Below are 15,478 nucleotides of genomic sequence, written 5' to 3' on the forward strand. Positions count from 1 at the left end.
GGGCCGGGCCGGGCGCGTCAGGCGGGCCAGCGGCCGTCGGCTCGCGCGCGTTCGACGGCGGCGAGCCCGGCCGGGCGCATCCGCCCCTCGCGCGTCAGCCGCGCCACCCGTTCGACGTTCGACCGCGACCACCCGCTCCGCGCCCGCCTCGGCGTGTAACGCTGCAGGTACGTGCCCGCGTCCCGGGAGCGCGTCAGGCCGTCGATCCAGCCGTGGCACAGCGCCTCCTCCAGCGCCTCCAGGTACGTCAGGGAGGTCGGCTCGGTGGTGCCCTTCTTGGCGAGCACGACCCACGCCTCGCTCGCCTCGGCGTGGTGGCGCTCCAGCCAGTCCCGCCACGCGGCGGCGTCCTCGAAGATCTGCATGTCCCCATTCTCCCGCCCAAAGCGCTCATCTCCTGAGCACTTTCTCTGCGACCATGGACCCATGCGCGCCGACCGGCTCGTCGCCGCCCTCCTCCTGCTCCAGGGCCGCGGCCGCGTGACCGCCGCCGAACTCGCCGAGGAGCTGGAGACCTCCGTCGCGACCGCCCGCCGCGACCTGGAGGCGCTGTCGGCCGCGGGCATCCCCGTCTACCCGCAGCCGGGCCGCGGTGGCGGCTGGTCGCTGGTGGGCGGCGCGCGCACCGACCTGACCGGGCTCACCGCCGCCGAGGCACAGGCCCTGTTCCTGCTGCTCGGCCCGGCCACCGGCACCACGACCGGCACCAGCGGCACCAGCGGCGCGCAGGACCGTTCGCCGGCCCTGACGTCGGCGCTGCGCAAGCTCGTGCGGGCCCTGCCGAGCACGTTCCGGGCCGGCGCCGAGGCCGCGTCGCGGGCGGTGGTGTCCGACCCGGCCCGCTGGGGGGAGGCGGGACGCGAGCCGCCCGCCCTGGTCCGGACGCTCCAGGACGCGGTCGTGGCCGGGCGCAAGCTGCGCCTGACGTACGCCCGCCCGGGCCGCGAGCCGGCCGAGCGCCTGGCCGACCCGCTCGGCCTGGTCGACAAGGACGGCGTGTGGTACCTGGTGGCGGGCACCGAGGCGGGGCGGCGGACCTACCGGGTGGACCGGATCACCGGCGTCGAGGCCACCGGCCTGCCCGCCGAGCGGCCCGACGGCTTCGACCTGGCGGCGGAGTGGGAGCGCGTCGTCGGCGAGGTCGAGCGGCGCCGCTCGCTGGTGCCGGCGGTGGTGCTGGTCGCCGAGCGGCACGTGGCGGTGCTGCGCGGGCAGTTCGGCCGCCACTGCGAGGTGCTGGGGCGCGAGCCGGACGGCCGCGCCCGGGTGCGGGTGGCCGCGCCGATGGCCCTGTCGATCGCCGAGCACCTGGCCGGCTGGGGCGCGCAGGTGGAGGTCGTCGAGCCGGAGGCGGTCCGCGCCGAGCTGGCGAGGATCGGCGCCGAACTGGTCGCCCGCTACGGCCCCGACGCCTCCGTACGCCGTACGGCCGGCGGGGGCTGAGGTTTACCACAGGTAGGCTCGGGCACCAGCCTCATTTCAGGCATATCCGATCTTCCCTAGCCTTAGGCCTATGACTGACTGGCTCGTTGGACTGATGGAGACGCTGGGGGCCCCGGGGGCGGGCCTCGCGATCGCGTTGGAGAACCTCTTCCCGCCCCTGCCCAGCGAGGTCGTCCTGCCCCTGGCCGGGTTCACCGCCAGCAGGGGCGAGATGGACCTGCTGGACGTGCTGGTGTTCACCACCCTGGGCTCCGTGGTCGGCGCGCTGGCGCTGTACTGGGTGGGCGCGCTGCTCGGGCGCGAGCGGGTGCTCGCCCTGGCGGCCAAGCTGCCGCTGGTGAAGACGTCCGACATCGAGAAGACCGAGGCGTTCTTCCAGCGTCACGGCCGCAAGACGGTGTTCTTCGGGCGCATGATCCCCATCTTCCGCAGCCTCATCTCGATCCCGGCGGGCGTCGAGCGCATGCCGCTGCCCATGTTCCTGTTCCTCACGACCGCCGGCAGCCTGATCTGGAACACCATCTTCGTGATGGCCGGCTACCTCCTCGGCGAGCAGTGGCACCTCGTCGAGACCTACGTCGGCGTGGGCACGAACGTCGTGATCGGGCTCGTGGTGCTGGCGGTGCTGGTCTTCGTCGGCGTCCGGCTGGCCGAGCGGCGCAAGGGGAGGCATGCGGCTCGCCGCTGAGGGCCTGCGCCTGCTCGGCGCGGTGACGCTGGGCGCGCTCACCGCACTCGCCGAGCTGGTGTTCGTCCTGCTCGCGCTGCCTGTCTCCGGCAACAGGCGAGCCGGCGCGGCGGCCCGCCGGCTGGCCGCGCTGGAGGCCCGCCGCCTGCGGCTGGACCCGGCCGCCCTGGACGCGCTGGAGCCGGGCGGCGAGGCCCGCGCCTTCCGCTACCTGGCCGCCCGCGTGCCGGTCGGCGTGCTGGGCGGGCTGGTGGTCGCGCTGCTCGTGCTCGGGGCGCGCATGGCGGTGCTCGCCGCCCTGGCGTGGGGGCGGGGGGAGGCGTTCGACGGGATGGCCCCGTCGCCGCCGCTCGTGACGTACCTGCTGGTGGCGGGGATCGTGCTGCTGTTCCTCGACCTGTCGGGGGTGGCCGGCGCGCACCTGCTGGAACGCGCCCTGGCCGGGCGCCTGCTCGGCCCGGGCCGCACCGAGCGGCTGGAACGCAGGATCGCCGAGCTGGCCGAGAGCCGCGCGAACGTCGTCGCCGCCGTCGACGCCGAACGGCGGCGCATCGAACGCGACCTGCACGACGGCCTCCAGCAACGCCTGGTCGCCCTGTCGATGCTGGTCGGCCGCGCCCGCCGGGGCCGGCCCGAGCTGCTGGAGCAGGCGCACCAGGAGGCGCAGCAGGCCCTCGCCGAGCTGCGCGAGGTGGCCTGGCGGGTCTACCCGAGCGGGCTGGACGCGCTCGGGCTGGGCGAGGCGCTGGCGGGCGTGGCCGAGCGGTCCGGCGTCCCGGTCAAGGTGGCCTGCGAGCTGCCCCGCCGGCCGCCGCGCGCGGTGGAGACGGCGGCGTACTTCGTCATGTGCGAGGCCGTCACGAACGCCGCCAAGCACGCGCGGGCCGGCCTCATCGTGGTCGAGGTGCACGAGGAGGACGGCGCGGTCGTGGTGCGGGTGCGCGACGACGGCCGGGGCGGCGCCGACGCCGCGGGCGGCGGCCTGACCGGGCTGGCCGGGCGGGTGGCGGCGCTGGACGGGCGCTTCGAGGTGGACAGCCCCGCCGGCGGCCCGACGACGATCACGGCGGTGCTGCCGGCGCCCTGATCTCCCCGAAAACATGCCACAAGGTGTCGGCTTTCGCGCCGAGCATGGTTCCCGTAGGACCGACACACCTAAGGAATTCCATGCGCGAAACGCCGGAGCAGCTCAAGGAGCTTCAGGCTCTCCTCGATGCCTCGCTCTCCCGCTCCACCTCTCACCTCCGCTCGATCGTCACCGATCGCACCGCGACCGCCGAGCAGCTCACCCGGATCCTGGTCGGCATGTGCACGCTCGCCCTGTCCACCGTCACGGCGAAGGGCGAGCCGCGGATCAGCGGCGCCGACGGGCACTTCCTGCACGGCCGGTGGTGCTTCGGCACGGCGCGCACCGCCGCCAAGGCCCGCCACCTGGCCGCCCGTCCCGCGGCCAGCGTCGCGCACCTGCGCGGGGAGGACCTGGGGGTGTTCGCGCACGGCACGGTGGAGGTCCTGAACCCGCGGGACGGGGAGCCGGCCGCGGACTGGCCGTACCTGCTGGCGTACTTCAAGGACTTCTACGGCGCCGACGCCTTCGACTGGGACGAGGAGGTCGTCTACTACCGGCTCCACCCGCACTGGATGACGGTCTACGCCCCCGACCTTGACCAGCTCCTCCGACAATAGAACCTGCCTTGACAATTTAATTATTCGGTGCCAGGGTTGGGGCATTCCACCGAACGGACGAGGAGCCCGACCATGAGGAAGATCGTCGCGGGGCTGTTCATCTCACTCGACGGCGTCGTCGAAGCCCCCGAGACCTGGCACTTCCCCTACTTCAACGAGGAGATGGGGGAGGAGGTCGGCCGCCAGATGCAGGCGTCGGACGTCCTGCTGCTGGGGCGGCGCACGTACGAGGAGTTCGCCGCCCACTGGCCCCACCAGGACCCGGAGAAGGACCCGATGGCCGCCCGGCTCAACGCCGTCGACAAGTACGTCGTCTCCGCCACCCTCACTACCCCGACCTGGCAGAACACCACCGTCATCACCGGCGACGTCACCGCCGAGCTGGCCCGGCTCAAGGAGCGGCCCGGCGGTGACATCTCGATCACCGGCAGCCCCACCCTGGTCACCGCCCTGCTGCGCGACGGCCTGCTGGACGAGCTCAACCTGCTGCTGCACCCGATCGTCGTCGGCGCCGGCAAGCGCTTGTTCGACGGCGACCCCGGCCGCGTCCCGCTGACGCTCACCCGCTCCGCCACCTTCGCCACCGGCGTCCTGAACCTGACCTACACGAGGAGCTGACCGTGACCGCCAAGACCGCCGCCGCCAAGCTGCTCGTCAAGCCGGGCACCGCCGTCTGGGTGTCCGACGCCGCGCACCGCCCGCTGGTCGAGCCGCTGCCCGAGGGCGCCCGCCACGCCGAGGACCTGGCGGAGGCCGGGGTCGCGGTCGTCTTCGCCGCCGACGCCGCCGCGGCCCGCGACCTGCTCGGCCGCCACCGCGCCGGCCTCGCCGCGCCCGGGGTGCTGTGGGTGGCCTACCCCAAGGGCAACCGCTCCGACATCAACCGCGACACGCTGTGGCCCATCGCCGGCGAGTACGGCCTGCGGCCCAACGGCCAGGTCGCGATCGACGAGGTGTGGTCGGCGCTGCGCTTCCGGCCGCTCAAGGAGGGCGAGGCCCCGTTCACCGGCGGCCGGTGACGCCGCCTTGCGCCCTGCGGATCGGGAGTTGCCCCGCGTCGCCGGGTGTGCCACAGTGACCTTGGCCGTGCCCGTCCGGCGCGTGGTCACCCATGATGCGAAGGATCTGAAGTCCATGGTCTCGGCGTCCCGCAGCGGCCGCCGCCGGCACTGACCCGCCTGCCCTGCCATCCCGGCCGGCAGGCGTCACGTGCCGCGCCCGTCTCCTCACGGCGGCCCCACGTTGATCTTCCCCTGAATCAGCACTCATTGACGTGAGGACATCATCACCTTGGGCACCGACGTCCAGAGCTTCGCCATCGCCAACCTCCGCCGCCGTCCCGTGGTCATCGAGACCGGTGGCTTCGTCGCGGGCATCGACCCCGGCACCGACAGCCCGTTCGTCAACTACGCCACCCCGCTGCGCGGCGCCCGGCCCACCCCGGCGGACGTCGCCGCGCTGGTCGCCGTCTTCCGCGAACGGGGGCTCAGGCCCAGGCTGGAGTTCGCCCCCGACGCCGCGCCCGGCGTGGCGGACGCCCTGCGCGCCGCCGGGTTCGGCGTGGAGGCCGAGCACTCCTACCTGGTCTGCGCCCCGGCCGAGCTGACCCCGCCCCGCACCGGGCACGTCGCCGAGGTCCCGGACACGGACGAGGACTACCTCGCCGTCGACGCGGCCCTGTCGGAGGCGTTCGGCGGCGAGTTCCCGCCCTCGCCCGCCGGCGCCGCCCGGCTGCGGCGCACCCAGGACAGCGGCGGGCGGTGCGCTTCGTCCGCGCGCCCGGCGGCGGCTGCGCGGGCGCGGCCTCCTGCTCGCCGCCCGCCGCCGGCACCGCCGAGCTCGCCGGGGTGGGCACCCGGCCTGCCTGGCGCGCCCGCGGCATCGCCGCCGCGGTCACCGCCGCCGTGACCGCGGCCATGTTCGGCCAGGGCGCGGAGACGGTCTGGCTGGAGTACGGGGGCGACGGCTCGCGCCGCGTCTACGAACGCCTCGGCTTCGCGCCCCGGGGCACCCGCCTGTACATGTCGCTGGAGACGTGACGGCCACGTCACCGTACGGCCGGGCCGGCGTCCGCGTCAGGCCGCGTGACCCGCGGGCGGGCGCCAGTCCGAGCGGCGGGGCCTGATCGCGCCGCGCAGGTAGAGGCCGAGGGCGACCCGCCGGGCCAGGACGTCGAGCTGGGAGTCCAGCAGCGGCACGGGCGCCTCGGCCAGCTCCGCCCGGACGAGCCGCACCAGGTGCTCGGGCAGCGGCAGCTCGGCGGGGTCGGCGGCCGGCTCGGGCGCGATCTCGTCCCGGTGCAGGCCGGGACGGCGCGGGTCCGGCTCGCCGCCGCACACGCGGCACTCCTCGGCGGCGTCCGGGTCGTCGGGGTCGGTCCAGGGCACGTAACGGTGCGGCAGCACGGGTGGCTCGAACATGGGCGAATCACCTCATGCCCAGGGTAAGCCGTGACGCCCCGCGTACGCGTCAGTGGCCGGCCCCGGCCAGGTTGAGGCCGACGACGCCGCAGAGGATCAGCCCGATCGAGACCAGCTTCAGCGGGGACGCGCTCTCGCCCAGCACGATCATGCCGACGGCGGCGGTGCCGACCGCCCCGATGCCGGTCCAGACGGCGTAGGCGGTGCCGACCTCCAGGTTCTTCAGCGCCAGCGCCAGCAGCCCGAACGACAGCACGGCCGCGACGCCGAACGCCACGCTCGGCCACAGCGCGGAGAACCCGTCGCTGAGCTTGAGCGAGTAGGCCATGGCGACCTCGAACAGACCGGCCGCGACAATGAGCACCCAGGCCATGACGGCTCCTCTCTTCGTCAAGGGGGAGCGTCGTCTTCGCAGGCCGGGTACGGCGCGTCTCGTCCGGACGGACCCCGGGCCGGGGACCGCATCCGGGCCAACGGCCTTCCTGCCCCCTCTATTCCGGCCTTCCCGCCCGCCCGAGTCCCGGCGTCCGGCCCGGCCTCCTCCCCCTCCCGGGCCGGGCAGCCGCCGGTGCGGTCACAACCGTTCAAGACGGCGGCCCGCCTTCTCCGCTACAACGGACGTCCCGGTCACCCGGCCGGGACGGGCGGCGGGAGGGGCAGGGCATGACGGCGGTGGCGGGGTTCATCGGGCTGGGGATCATGGGGCGGCCGATGGCGCTCAACCTGGCCAGGGCGGGCACCCCGCTGGTCGTGTGGAACCGCACCCCGGGCCGCGCCGGCGAGCTGCGGGCGGCCGGGGCGAGGGTGGCGGCGAGCCCGGCCGAGGTGTTCCGGCAGGCCGGGGTGGTGCTGCTCATGCTGGCCGACGAGGCGGCAATGGACGCCGTGCTGGACCGCGGCGCCCCGGGCTTCGCCGCCCGCGTGGCCGGCCGGGTCGTGGTGCACATGGGGACGACCTCGCCCGCGTACTCGTCGGGCCTGGCCGCCGACGTGCGGACGGCGGGCGGCCGGTACGTGGAGGCGCCCGTGTCGGGCTCGCGCGGCCCCGCCGAGGCCGGCCGGCTGGTGGCCATGCTGGCGGGCGAGCCCGACACGGTGGCGGAGGTGCGGCCCCTGCTGGCCCCCATGTGCGCCCGTACGGTGCCGTGCGGGCCGGTGCCGGGCGCGCTGCTGATGAAGCTGGCGGTGAACCTGTTCCTCGTCACGATGGTCGGCGGCCTGTCCGAGGCGGTGCACTTCGCCGCCGGGCACGGCCTGGACCTGGACACCTTCGCGCAGGTGCTCGACGCCGGCCCGATGGCCAGCGAGGTGTCGCGGGTCAAGACGCGCAAGCTGGCCGAGGGCGAGCACACCGCGCAGGCGGCGATCGCCGACGTGCTGAAGAACAACCGGCTCATCGCCGAGGCGGCGCGGGCCCGCGGCCTGGCGTCACCGCTGCTGGACGTCTGCCACGAGCTGTTCGCCGAGACGCTGGCGCTCGGGCACGGCGGGCTCGACATGGTGGCCGTGATCCGCGCGATCGAGGCCAGGACGGCGGCGTCCGCAGGAGCGGAGGCCGCCGGAGGGGACGCGGCGGCTACCCGGTCCCGGCCTGGGCGGCCAGCCACCGGCCGGGGGTGAGGCCGTAGGCGCGCCGGAACATCCGCGTCATGTGGCTCTGGTCGGCGAACCCCGCCCCCAGCGCCGCCTCCGGCAGCGGCGTGCCGCGCCGCAGCGCGTCCCGCACCAGGTCGAGCTGCCGCATCGTACGGAACCGGGTCGGGCTGGTGCCGAACGCGGCCCGGAACTGCCGGGCCAGCGTCCACCGGTCGAGCCCGGACACCCGCTCCAGCTCCGCCACCGTCCGCCGCACGGCCGGATCGGCGGCGATCAGCTCGCGCGCCCGCGCCAGCGCCGCCGACGCCAGCGGCCCCCGCGCGGGCACCGCCGTGACTCCCGAGTGCCGGCGCAACGCGGCGGCCACCAGCAGCGCCACCTCCAGCCGCGCGAGCTCCTCCAGCGGCTCGTCCATCCGGCGCAGGCACTCCAGCAGCGACGGGTGCATCCCCGACGGCCGCACGATCGGGTCGGCCACGAACGGCAGCGGCCCCCCGCCCAGCGCCTCCCGCACCAGGTGCGGATCCACGTACAGGATCCGGTACCCGAACCCCTCGTCGGTGCCCGCCGCGCCGTCGTGCGGCTCGTCCGGGTGCAGGACGTGCCACTCGCCCGGCAGGCAGTGCCGCCGCTCGCCCCGGTACCGGAACGTCTGCACGCCGCTCAGCGTCACGCCGACGGCGTAGGTGTCGTGGCGGTGCGTGCCGAACGCCACCCCGGTGAGACTGGCCTCCAGGCGTTCGATGCCCGGGGCGCCCTGGCCGAACCGCAACCGCTGCCCGGGGACCGGCCGCAGATGCCTGCTCGGGTCGTCCACGGACGGCACGGTAGCAGGACGGCCCGCGATCAGGTCCCGGCGGAGCGGGTAGGAGGGGGGACGGGACAGGCAGGGGGCGCAGTGGGCAGAGCCGTGTACGTGGGGGCCGCCGTCGAGGTGGCGGCGCCGCAGGAGCAGGTGTTCGCGCTGATGACCGACTGGTCCCGGCAGCGGGAGTGGATGTTCCTGACCACGACGCGCGAGGTGGGCCCGGACGCGGTCGAGGCGTACACCGGGGTGTGGCCGTTCGGGGTGCTGGACACGATGACAGTCACCCGGTGGGAGCCGCCCGAGCTGGTCGTCATGGAGCACACCGGGCGGGTGGTGCGCGGCCGGGGCGCGTTCCGGGTGCGGGCGCGCCCGGGCGGGAGCCGGGTGATCTGGGCGGAGGAGCTGCTGCTGCCGTTCGGGGCGGCGGGCCGGGCGGGGTGGCCGCTGGTGCGTCCGCCGGCGACGGCCGTGTTCCGGCACAGCCTGCGCAAGCTGGCCGCGCTCGCCGCCCGCGAGGCCCCGGCGGCGCGGGACGTCACCCGCGCCTGAACCCGCGCCGGGCTCACGCCCGCCGAGGGGCCCCCTGATGCGTCGTCGAAGGGGCGTCCGGGACGCCGTGCGCGACCCAGCGGCGGATCTCCTCGGCCGCCCGCTCCACCACCACGTTCGTCCGGGCCCGTGTCACCAGGTCGCTGAGGGCGAACATGTCCAGCACCCGCCCCAGGTACGCCCAGTCACGATCGGGCGGCAGGTCGGCCGGCAGCCCGGCGGCGAAGGCGGCGCGGAACCCGGCCACGAACGGCGCCGGGTAGTCGGCCGCGAACCGCAGCATGTTCGCCGCGTCCCCGTACGGGCTCCCCGCGTAGGCGAACTCCCAGTCCAGCAGCGCGCTGACCCGCCAGCCCCCGCCCGGCGCGCGGCTGACCAGGATGTTCTTGGGGTTGGCGTCCGCGTGCGCGAGCCGGCTGTGCCGCTCGACCCGGGCGAGCGCGGGCGCGTGCGCGGCGCACAGCGCGGCCCAGCCCCGCCGCGTGGCGGCGTCCAGCCGTCCCAGGACGGGCTCGGCGGCCATGCAGGAGGCCGCGAAGCTGGGGAGCTGCGCCGACCACGGCTGCTCCATCCCGGGCGTCAGCGCCTCGCCGGTGAAGAACCCCGGCCGCTCGAACCGCACGCCCCCGACGGCCGCCACCACCCGTCCCACCTCGGCCCCGAGCCCGCGCAACTCCTCGCCGCCCACGTCCCCGGCGCCGCCGCGGCCGTCAGCCCGGCCGTCAGCCCGGCCGTCAGCCCGGACGTCGCCGAGGGTGTGGTCGAGGACGTCGCCGAGCGGCGTGCCGGCGACGTGCTCCAGCAGCATGACCGCCCGGCAGCCGGGCGCGGCGGGCAGCACCGTCAGCACCTCCGGCACGGGCACCACGGCCCGCGCCCGCGCCATGACCGCGGCCTCCACCGCCGGATCCGGCCCGCCGAGCCGCGCGACGACCGCGTCCCGCCCGGACAGGGTCAGCAGGCAGGTCTCGTGGGAGTAACCACCGGCCAGCGTCCGCACCGCCGTCACCTCGGCGCGCAGCGCGCCGCCCACCCGCCTGATCTCCTCCGCCCGCATGCGATCACGCTACCGCCCCGTCGGGGAGAGGCCCGCCGCGTCGCGGGGTCAGACGCGGGCCGCGGCGGCGTGCCGGGCGACGGCCGCCGCGAACGCCGAGATGACCGGGTGCGGCCGGTCGCGCCGCTCGGCCAGCTCCGGCTGGAACAGCGTGGCCAGGAAGAACGGGTGGCCGGGCAGCTCGGCGACGCGGGCGGTGCCGTCGTCGGCGGCGTGACCGGAGAACACCAGCCCGCCGGCGGTCAGCGCCTCCTTGTACGCCTCGTTCAGCCCGTAGGAGCAGACGTAGGACTCCATGGTCTCGCGCGCCGCCACGATCCGTCCGGCGAGGGTGCCGGGGGAGAGGCGGACCAGGCTCTCGTGGCCGGCCAGGGAGCAGGCCAGCGGGGTGAGCAGAAAGTCGCGGGCGCCGCCCGGCTCGTTCTCGGCGTGCGCCACGTCCAGGCCGCACACGTGGCGCGCGTACTCCAGGAGCATGTGCTGGAACCCGGCGCAGGTGCCGAGGAACGGCACGCCGCCCTCCCGGGCCGCGCGGACGGCCTCGATCGCGCCCGCCTCGTCCCGGTACGGGCTGCCGGGCAGCAGCCAGACGCCGTCGAAGCCGTCGAGAGCGTCCAGGCCGGCGACGTCGGTGGTCGGGATCCAGTACGGGTCGAGGGCGATGCCGTCGTGCTCCCGTACGGCCTGCATGACGAGGGGGACGCGGACGTGCGAACGGACGCTCGGGGAGCGGTCCCCGACGAGGGCGATTCTCATGCCCCCATCGTGGCGTCCCCTACTGGTTAAGCGCCAACGATGATTCCTGCATCTGATATAAGCGGTGCTGATGGACCCGCATCTGCTGACGACGTTCGTGACCGTGGCGCGGCACGGCTCGTTCTCGGCCGCCGCCGCCGAGCTCGGCTACACCCAGTCGGCGATCTCCCAGCAGATCGCCGCGCTGGAGGCCGACCTCGGGCTGCCGCTGCTGAGCCGCCGTCCCGTGGAGCCGACCCCGGCGGGGCGGCGGCTGCTGGAGCACGCCGAGCCGCTGCTGCTGCGCCTGCGCGCGGCCCGCGCCGACGTGCTGCGGGCCGCCGGCGGGCCACGCCACCGGCTGACGCTGGCCGCGAGCCCGCTCGGCGTCAACGCCACGCTGGCCGGCCGGCTGGCGCGGGCGCGGGCCGCGCAGCCGCGCCTGGAGGTGACAGTGGTGACGTGCGGGCGCGAGCGGGTCGCGGCGATGGTCGCCGGGGGAGGCGGACCTGGGGCTGGTGGACGGCATCGCCGCGCCCAGCGACCCGCTGCGGCCCCGGACGCCGGCCCGCTCACCACGATCGGGGCGGGTGAGGAGGACCTGGTCGTGGCGCTGCCCGCGGACCACCCGCTGGCCCGGCGGGCGGCGCTGCGGCTGGCCGACCTGGTCGACGCGCGCTGGCTGCAGACGCCGCTGTGCCCGCTGCCGCGGCTGCGCGACCTGGTGGGGGACGGCTTCCCCACGGGGCTGGAGCACCGGGGCGACGACGTGCGGACCGTGGTCGCGCTCGTCGCCGCGGGCCACGGCCTCACCCTGCTGCCCGCCTCGGCCCTGCCGCCGCGGCCACCCGCCGCACCGGCGGAAGGGCCGGTCGGGGTGCCGGTGGGGGCGCCGCGGCTCGTCCACCGCGTCGAGCTCCTGCACGGCGCCCTCCCGCCCGGCCCGGCGGCCGACCTGGCCCGCGCGCTCACCGCCTGACAGGCGGGCGGCGGCCTGACAGCGATCTGTGCGGGAGATGCCAGCGCCGCCCGCCACCATGGCCGCATGAACGCCTTCGAAGCCGAGGGCCTGGTCAAACGCTTCGGCAGGACCACGGCCCTCGACGGCATCTCCTTGTCCGCCCCGCCCGGCACCGTCCTCGGCGTCCTCGGACCCAACGGCGCCGGCAAGACCACGGCCGTGCGCGTGCTGGCCACGCTGCTGCGTCCCGACGCCGGCCGGGCGGCCGTCGGCGGCCTGGACGTCGTCCGCCACCCCGCCCGCGTCCGCCGCCTCATCGGCCTGACCGGCCAGTACGCCTCCGTCGACGAGGACCTGACCGGCGCGGAGAACCTGGTCCTCGTCGGCCGCCTGCTCGACCTGACCGCCCGCGAGGCCAAGGCCCGCGCCGCTGCGCTGCTGGCGGACTTCGGCCTGGCCGAGGCCGCCGGCCGGCGCGCCGGCACCTACTCGGGCGGCATGCGCCGCCGCCTCGACCTGGCCGCGAGCCTCGTCGGCCGCCCCGACGTGATCTTCCTGGACGAGCCCACCACGGGCCTGGACCCGGCCAAGCGGGAGGACGTGTGGGCGATCGTCCGCCGCCTGGTCGCCGACGGGGTCACCATCCTGCTGACCACCCAGTACCTGGAGGAGGCCGACGCCCTGGCCGACGCCATCTCGGTCGTCGACCACGGCCGGGTGATCGCGCACGGCACCGCCGCCGAGCTCAAGCGGGTCGTCGGCGGCCAGACCGTGCTGGTGCGCCCGGCGGACCCGTCCCGGCTGGCCGAGGCGGCGGCGATCGCCGAGGCCGTCGCGGGCCGCCCCGCCGAGTCGCCGGGCCGGGACGTCGTGACCGTGCCGGTGCCCGGCGACGCCGCCTTCACCGAGATCGTCCGCAGGCTGGACGCGGCCGGCGTCGCCGTCACCGAGCTGTCGCTCCGGCTGCCCAGCCTGGACGAGGTGTTCTTCACCCTCACCGGCCACCGCGCCGACGAGCAGCCGGAGCAGCGGCGCGACGAGCAGGAGGACGCGGCATGACCGCCACGAGGACACCCGGCACCGCCGGCGCCGTGGCGCGCGCCGTTCCCCGCCCCGGCCGGGCGGGCGGGCGCCTGGTCGCCCTGGCCCGGCACAGCCTGGCGCTGGCCGGCCGCAGCGTCCGCAAGACCCTGCGCACCCCCGAGCAGCTGCTGGACGTCACCCTGCAGCCGATCGTGTTCGTCGTCATCTACGTGTTCCTGCTCGGCGGCGCGGTCGCCGGCTCGACGGGCGACTACCTGCAGTTCCTGCTGCCCGCGATCATGGTGCAGACCGTGCTGTTCGGCGGCATGGCCACCGGCGTCAGCCTCAACACCGACATCAAGAAGGGCGTCTTCGACCGGTTCCGCAGCCTGCCGATCAGCCGCGCCGCGCCGCTCATCGGCTCGGTGCTCGGCGACCTCATCCGGTACGTCGTCGCGGTCGTGGTGCTGCTCGGCTTCGGCTACGCGCTGGGCTTCCGGGCGCGGACGGGAGTGGTGCCCGTGGTGGCGGCCTGCCTGCTGGCGATCTTCCTGGCGTTCTGCGTGAGCTGGGCGTTCGTGCTGCTGGGCATGCTGATGCGGGAGCCGGGCGGCGTGCAGGGGACGGCGTTCCTGGTGTTGTTCCCGCTGACGTTCGGCACCAGCATGATCACGCCGAAGGACACGCTGCCCGGCTGGCTGCAGACCTGGGTCTCGATCAACCCGGTCAACCACGCCATGGACGCAGCCCGCGCCCTCATGCTGGGCGGCGAGGCCGCCACCGGCGTGTGGTGGACACTGGCGTCGGGCGTGCTGATGCTGGCCGTGTTCGCGCCGCTCGCGGTCGCCGCCTACCGCCGCCGCGCCTGACCGCCCGGTCCGCCGGGGCGGCCCGGGCCGCGTGGGTTGCCCAGCGGGGGCGGGGCGGTCAGCCGGCGGCGGCGACCGGGGGCGCGCCGCTGCCCTCCAGGCGGGTGGCGATCGCGATGCGGTTGTGGGCGTTGATCACGGTCGCGGCCCAGATCAGCGCCGCGAGCTGGGTCTCGTCGAAGACGCGGGCCGCCTCGGCGTACACGCTGTCGGGGACCTGGCCGGCGAAGACCAGCGTGATCGCCTCGGTGAGCGACAGCGCGGCCTGCTCCCGGCGGGTCAGCACCTTGCTGTTGCGCCAGGCCCGCACGTCGCGCAGGCGCTGCTCGCTCTGGCCGGCCGCCCGCGCGGCCCGCGTGTGGCGGGCCAGCGACGACGAGCAGCCGTTGATCTGGGACGCGCGGATCTTGATCAGCTGGAGCAGCTCCGGCTCGACGCCCGCCGCGTCGGCCGCGGTGAAGGCGGCCTCGTGCAGGGCGCTCATCGCGCTGGAGACGTCCGGGGTCACGTTCTTGATCACAATCCGCGCGGCAGGCGCGGCCGTCGACCACGGCAATGTGGGTTCCCCTCCCCGCCGGGCCGTCCCGCCTCCGGGCGTCTTCCTCGCCGACGAGCGCGCCGTCGCGGTCAGCATCGTCCTCGCCGCCCGCATGCGGCTGTCCTGGCTCGGCGCGGCCGGCCTGGCCCGCGTCGTCGCCCGCGGCGGCCGGCTGGCCGGGCTGATCGCCACCGGCGGGCACTTCATGGCCGCCGCCGGCGCGACCCGGCTCGGGCCGGTCAGCCGCCGCTTCGAACTGTTCTCGGTGCACCGGCCGCTGCCGGAGCTGGTCGCCGCGCTCAACCGGTACCGGCCCGCGGTCCTGCTCGGCTACGGCAGCGTCATCGCGCTGCTGGCCGCCGAGCAGGCGGCCGGACGGCTGCGCATCGACCCCGTCCTCGTGGAGCCCGCCGGGGAGAGCCTGAGCGCGGGCGAGCACGGGCGCATCGCCGCCGCCTTCCCCGACGCCCTGATCCGCGCCCCGTACGGAGGCACCGAGTGCACGTTCCTCAGCGACGGCTGCGCCGAGGGCTGGTACCACGTCAACACCGACTGGGCGGTGCTGGAGCCGGTCGACGCCGGGCACCGGCCCACGCCGCCCGGCGAGTACTCCCACACCGTCCTGCTCAGCAACCTCGCCAACCGCGTCCAGCCGATCCTCCGCTACGACCTCGGCGACTCCGTGCTGATGCGGCCCGGCCCGTGCCCGTGCGGCGACCTGCGGCCCGCGCTGCGCGTCCAGGGACGGGCGGCCGACGTGCTCACCTTCCCCGGCGCGGACGGCGGGCAGGTCTCCGTCGCGCCGCTGGCCCTCGCCACGCTGGCCGACCGCACGCCCGGCGTCGAGCAGTACCAGGTCGTGCAGAGCGGGCCGGCGGCGCTCCAGGTGCGGCTGCGGCCCGCGGCGGGAGCCGACCCCGAGACGGTGTGGCAGGCCGTGCGCGACGGGCTCACCGGCCTGCTGGCCGCGCAGGGGCTCGCGCACGTCACCGTCGAACGGGCCGCCGAGCCGCCACGGCAGTCGGCCGGCGGCAAGTACCGCACGGTGATCCCCCTCACCGCCGGCCCGGTCCCGGCCGCCCGCCCCTGACCGCCCGGCCCCGGC

The 15,478-nt window shown here is 75.9% G+C and carries 20 protein-coding genes and 1 riboswitch; of the genes, 13 read left to right on the forward strand and 7 right to left on the reverse strand.

What is annotated here, in order from left to right:
* Positions 1–17 precede the first annotated feature (17 nt).
* A complete protein-coding gene (locus MF672_RS37355) occupies positions 18–365 on the reverse strand; it encodes a YdeI/OmpD-associated family protein (RefSeq protein ID WP_242383113.1) in 348 nt (115 codons plus the stop codon).
* Between the two features lie 61 nt (positions 366–426).
* Here MF672_RS37355 and MF672_RS37360 point away from each other — a divergent pair, with 61 nt between their 5' ends.
* From MF672_RS37360 to MF672_RS37395, 7 genes are all read left to right on the forward strand, one after another.
* On the forward strand, positions 427–1,443 hold the full coding sequence (locus MF672_RS37360; protein ID WP_242383111.1) for a helix-turn-helix transcriptional regulator: 1,017 nt from the start codon (positions 427–429) through the stop codon (positions 1,441–1,443).
* A gap of 70 nt (positions 1,444–1,513) precedes the next feature.
* On the forward strand, positions 1,514–2,131 hold the full coding sequence (locus MF672_RS37365) for a DedA family protein (protein ID WP_242383110.1): 618 nt from the start codon (positions 1,514–1,516) through the stop codon (positions 2,129–2,131).
* Positions 2,115–3,218 (forward strand): sensor histidine kinase, encoded by a 1,104-nt coding sequence (locus tag MF672_RS37370; RefSeq protein WP_242383108.1) that lies wholly within the window; start codon positions 2,115–2,117, stop codon positions 3,216–3,218. Before MF672_RS37365 ends, MF672_RS37370 begins: the two co-directional genes overlap by 17 nt.
* 80 nt (positions 3,219–3,298) lie before the next feature.
* Positions 3,299–3,817 (forward strand): pyridoxamine 5'-phosphate oxidase family protein, encoded by a 519-nt coding sequence (locus tag MF672_RS37375; protein ID WP_242383106.1) that lies wholly within the window; start codon positions 3,299–3,301, stop codon positions 3,815–3,817.
* Between the two features lie 72 nt (positions 3,818–3,889).
* A complete protein-coding gene (locus MF672_RS37380; RefSeq protein ID WP_242383104.1) occupies positions 3,890–4,435 on the forward strand; it encodes a dihydrofolate reductase family protein in 546 nt (181 codons plus the stop codon).
* A 2-nt stretch (positions 4,436–4,437) separates the two neighbouring features.
* Positions 4,438–4,836: a hypothetical protein gene (locus MF672_RS37385; protein ID WP_242383102.1), complete on the forward strand. Its 399-nt coding sequence runs from the start codon at positions 4,438–4,440 to the stop codon at positions 4,834–4,836.
* A 741-nt stretch (positions 4,837–5,577) separates the two neighbouring features.
* Positions 5,578–5,856, forward strand: a complete 279-nt coding sequence (locus MF672_RS37395; protein WP_328517130.1) for a GNAT family N-acetyltransferase — start codon at positions 5,578–5,580, stop codon at positions 5,854–5,856.
* A gap of 36 nt (positions 5,857–5,892) precedes the next feature.
* On the opposite strand, the gene MF672_RS37400 is transcribed toward MF672_RS37395, so the two are convergent.
* Together MF672_RS37400 and MF672_RS37405 are read right to left on the reverse strand one after the other, a co-directional pair.
* Positions 5,893–6,237, reverse strand: a complete 345-nt coding sequence (locus MF672_RS37400) for a hypothetical protein (protein ID WP_242382807.1) — start codon at positions 6,235–6,237, stop codon at positions 5,893–5,895.
* A 49-nt stretch (positions 6,238–6,286) separates the two neighbouring features.
* Positions 6,287–6,610: a DMT family transporter gene (locus MF672_RS37405; RefSeq protein ID WP_242382806.1), complete on the reverse strand. Its 324-nt coding sequence runs from the start codon at positions 6,608–6,610 to the stop codon at positions 6,287–6,289.
* Between the two features lie 24 nt (positions 6,611–6,634).
* A riboswitch (guanidine-III (ykkC-III) riboswitch) is annotated at positions 6,635–6,700 on the reverse strand.
* Between the two features lie 200 nt (positions 6,701–6,900).
* Between MF672_RS37405 and MF672_RS37410 the strand changes: the two genes are divergently transcribed.
* A complete protein-coding gene (locus MF672_RS37410; protein ID WP_242382805.1) occupies positions 6,901–7,857 on the forward strand; it encodes an NAD(P)-dependent oxidoreductase in 957 nt (318 codons plus the stop codon).
* On the opposite strand, the gene MF672_RS37415 is transcribed toward MF672_RS37410, so the two are convergent.
* The gene (locus tag MF672_RS37415) at positions 7,814–8,650 is read right to left on the reverse strand and encodes an AraC family transcriptional regulator (protein ID WP_242382803.1); all 837 of its coding nucleotides are present in this window, start codon (positions 8,648–8,650) and stop codon (positions 7,814–7,816) included. The genes MF672_RS37410 and MF672_RS37415 overlap by 44 nt on opposite strands.
* A gap of 81 nt (positions 8,651–8,731) precedes the next feature.
* On the opposite strand from MF672_RS37415, the gene MF672_RS37420 reads away from it, so the two are divergent.
* Complete coding sequence (locus tag MF672_RS37420) at positions 8,732–9,190, forward strand: SRPBCC family protein (protein WP_242382801.1); 459 nt, start codon at positions 8,732–8,734, stop codon at positions 9,188–9,190.
* Between the two features lie 13 nt (positions 9,191–9,203).
* Here the strand turns inward: MF672_RS37420 and MF672_RS37425 are convergent, their stop codons facing one another.
* A complete protein-coding gene (locus MF672_RS37425; RefSeq protein WP_242382799.1) occupies positions 9,204–10,247 on the reverse strand; it encodes a phosphotransferase in 1,044 nt (347 codons plus the stop codon).
* 48 nt (positions 10,248–10,295) lie between these two features.
* Positions 10,296–11,003, reverse strand: coding sequence for a CTP synthase C-terminal region-related (seleno)protein (locus MF672_RS37430; protein WP_242382798.1), 708 nt, complete (start codon positions 11,001–11,003; stop codon positions 10,296–10,298).
* 70 nt (positions 11,004–11,073) lie between these two features.
* Here MF672_RS37430 and MF672_RS37435 point away from each other — a divergent pair, with 70 nt between their 5' ends.
* The 3 genes from MF672_RS37435 to MF672_RS37445 all read left to right on the forward strand — a co-directional run bounded on the left by MF672_RS37435 (position 11,074) and on the right by MF672_RS37445 (position 13,835).
* Entirely contained in the window at positions 11,074–11,961 is an 888-nt protein-coding gene (locus MF672_RS37435) for a LysR family transcriptional regulator (protein ID WP_247815628.1), read from the forward strand.
* Between the two features lie 66 nt (positions 11,962–12,027).
* A complete protein-coding gene (locus tag MF672_RS37440) occupies positions 12,028–13,002 on the forward strand; it encodes an ATP-binding cassette domain-containing protein (protein ID WP_242382795.1) in 975 nt (324 codons plus the stop codon).
* Entirely contained in the window at positions 12,999–13,835 is an 837-nt protein-coding gene (locus MF672_RS37445) for an ABC transporter permease (protein ID WP_242382794.1), read from the forward strand. The genes MF672_RS37440 and MF672_RS37445 overlap by 4 nt, the downstream gene beginning before the upstream one ends.
* 58 nt (positions 13,836–13,893) lie before the next feature.
* Here MF672_RS37445 and MF672_RS37450 read toward each other — a convergent pair whose 3' ends face one another.
* Positions 13,894–14,355, reverse strand: a complete 462-nt coding sequence (locus MF672_RS37450; RefSeq protein WP_242382792.1) for a carboxymuconolactone decarboxylase family protein — start codon at positions 14,353–14,355, stop codon at positions 13,894–13,896.
* Positions 14,356–14,392: 37 nt separating this feature from the next.
* Here MF672_RS37450 and MF672_RS37455 point away from each other — a divergent pair, with 37 nt between their 5' ends.
* Positions 14,393–15,463 carry a hypothetical protein gene (locus tag MF672_RS37455; protein WP_242382790.1) on the forward strand — a complete coding sequence of 357 codons (1,071 nt, stop codon included), beginning with the start codon at positions 14,393–14,395 and terminating at the stop codon, positions 15,461–15,463.
* Positions 15,464–15,478: the final 15 nt, after the last annotated feature.

Source organism: Actinomadura luzonensis (genome assembly GCF_022664455.2).
Lineage (GTDB): Bacteria > Actinomycetota > Actinomycetes > Streptosporangiales > Streptosporangiaceae > Nonomuraea > Nonomuraea luzonensis.

What these genes read in the sequence shown, in the direction of transcription:
- MF672_RS37355 (WP_242383113.1), bottom strand. Translation starts at nt 365, where the DNA reads ATGCAGATCTTCGAGGACGCCGCCGCGTGGCGGGACTGGCTGGAGCGC.
- MF672_RS37360 (WP_242383111.1), top strand. Translation starts at nt 427, where the DNA reads ATGCGCGCCGACCGGCTCGTCGCCGCCCTCCTCCTGCTCCAGGGCCGC.
- MF672_RS37365 (WP_242383110.1), top strand. Translation starts at nt 1,514, where the DNA reads ATGACTGACTGGCTCGTTGGACTGATGGAGACGCTGGGGGCCCCGGGG.
- MF672_RS37370 (WP_242383108.1), top strand. Translation starts at nt 2,115, where the DNA reads ATGCGGCTCGCCGCTGAGGGCCTGCGCCTGCTCGGCGCGGTGACGCTG.
- MF672_RS37375 (WP_242383106.1), top strand. Translation starts at nt 3,299, where the DNA reads ATGCGCGAAACGCCGGAGCAGCTCAAGGAGCTTCAGGCTCTCCTCGAT.
- MF672_RS37380 (WP_242383104.1), top strand. Translation starts at nt 3,890, where the DNA reads ATGAGGAAGATCGTCGCGGGGCTGTTCATCTCACTCGACGGCGTCGTC.
- MF672_RS37400 (WP_242382807.1), bottom strand. Translation starts at nt 6,237, where the DNA reads ATGTTCGAGCCACCCGTGCTGCCGCACCGTTACGTGCCCTGGACCGAC.
- MF672_RS37405 (WP_242382806.1), bottom strand. Translation starts at nt 6,610, where the DNA reads ATGGCCTGGGTGCTCATTGTCGCGGCCGGTCTGTTCGAGGTCGCCATG.
- MF672_RS37410 (WP_242382805.1), top strand. Translation starts at nt 6,901, where the DNA reads ATGACGGCGGTGGCGGGGTTCATCGGGCTGGGGATCATGGGGCGGCCG.
- MF672_RS37425 (WP_242382799.1), bottom strand. Translation starts at nt 10,247, where the DNA reads ATGCGGGCGGAGGAGATCAGGCGGGTGGGCGGCGCGCTGCGCGCCGAG.
- MF672_RS37430 (WP_242382798.1), bottom strand. Translation starts at nt 11,003, where the DNA reads ATGAGAATCGCCCTCGTCGGGGACCGCTCCCCGAGCGTCCGTTCGCAC.
- MF672_RS37435 (WP_247815628.1), top strand. Translation starts at nt 11,074, where the DNA reads ATGGACCCGCATCTGCTGACGACGTTCGTGACCGTGGCGCGGCACGGC.
- MF672_RS37440 (WP_242382795.1), top strand. Translation starts at nt 12,028, where the DNA reads ATGAACGCCTTCGAAGCCGAGGGCCTGGTCAAACGCTTCGGCAGGACC.
- MF672_RS37445 (WP_242382794.1), top strand. Translation starts at nt 12,999, where the DNA reads ATGACCGCCACGAGGACACCCGGCACCGCCGGCGCCGTGGCGCGCGCC.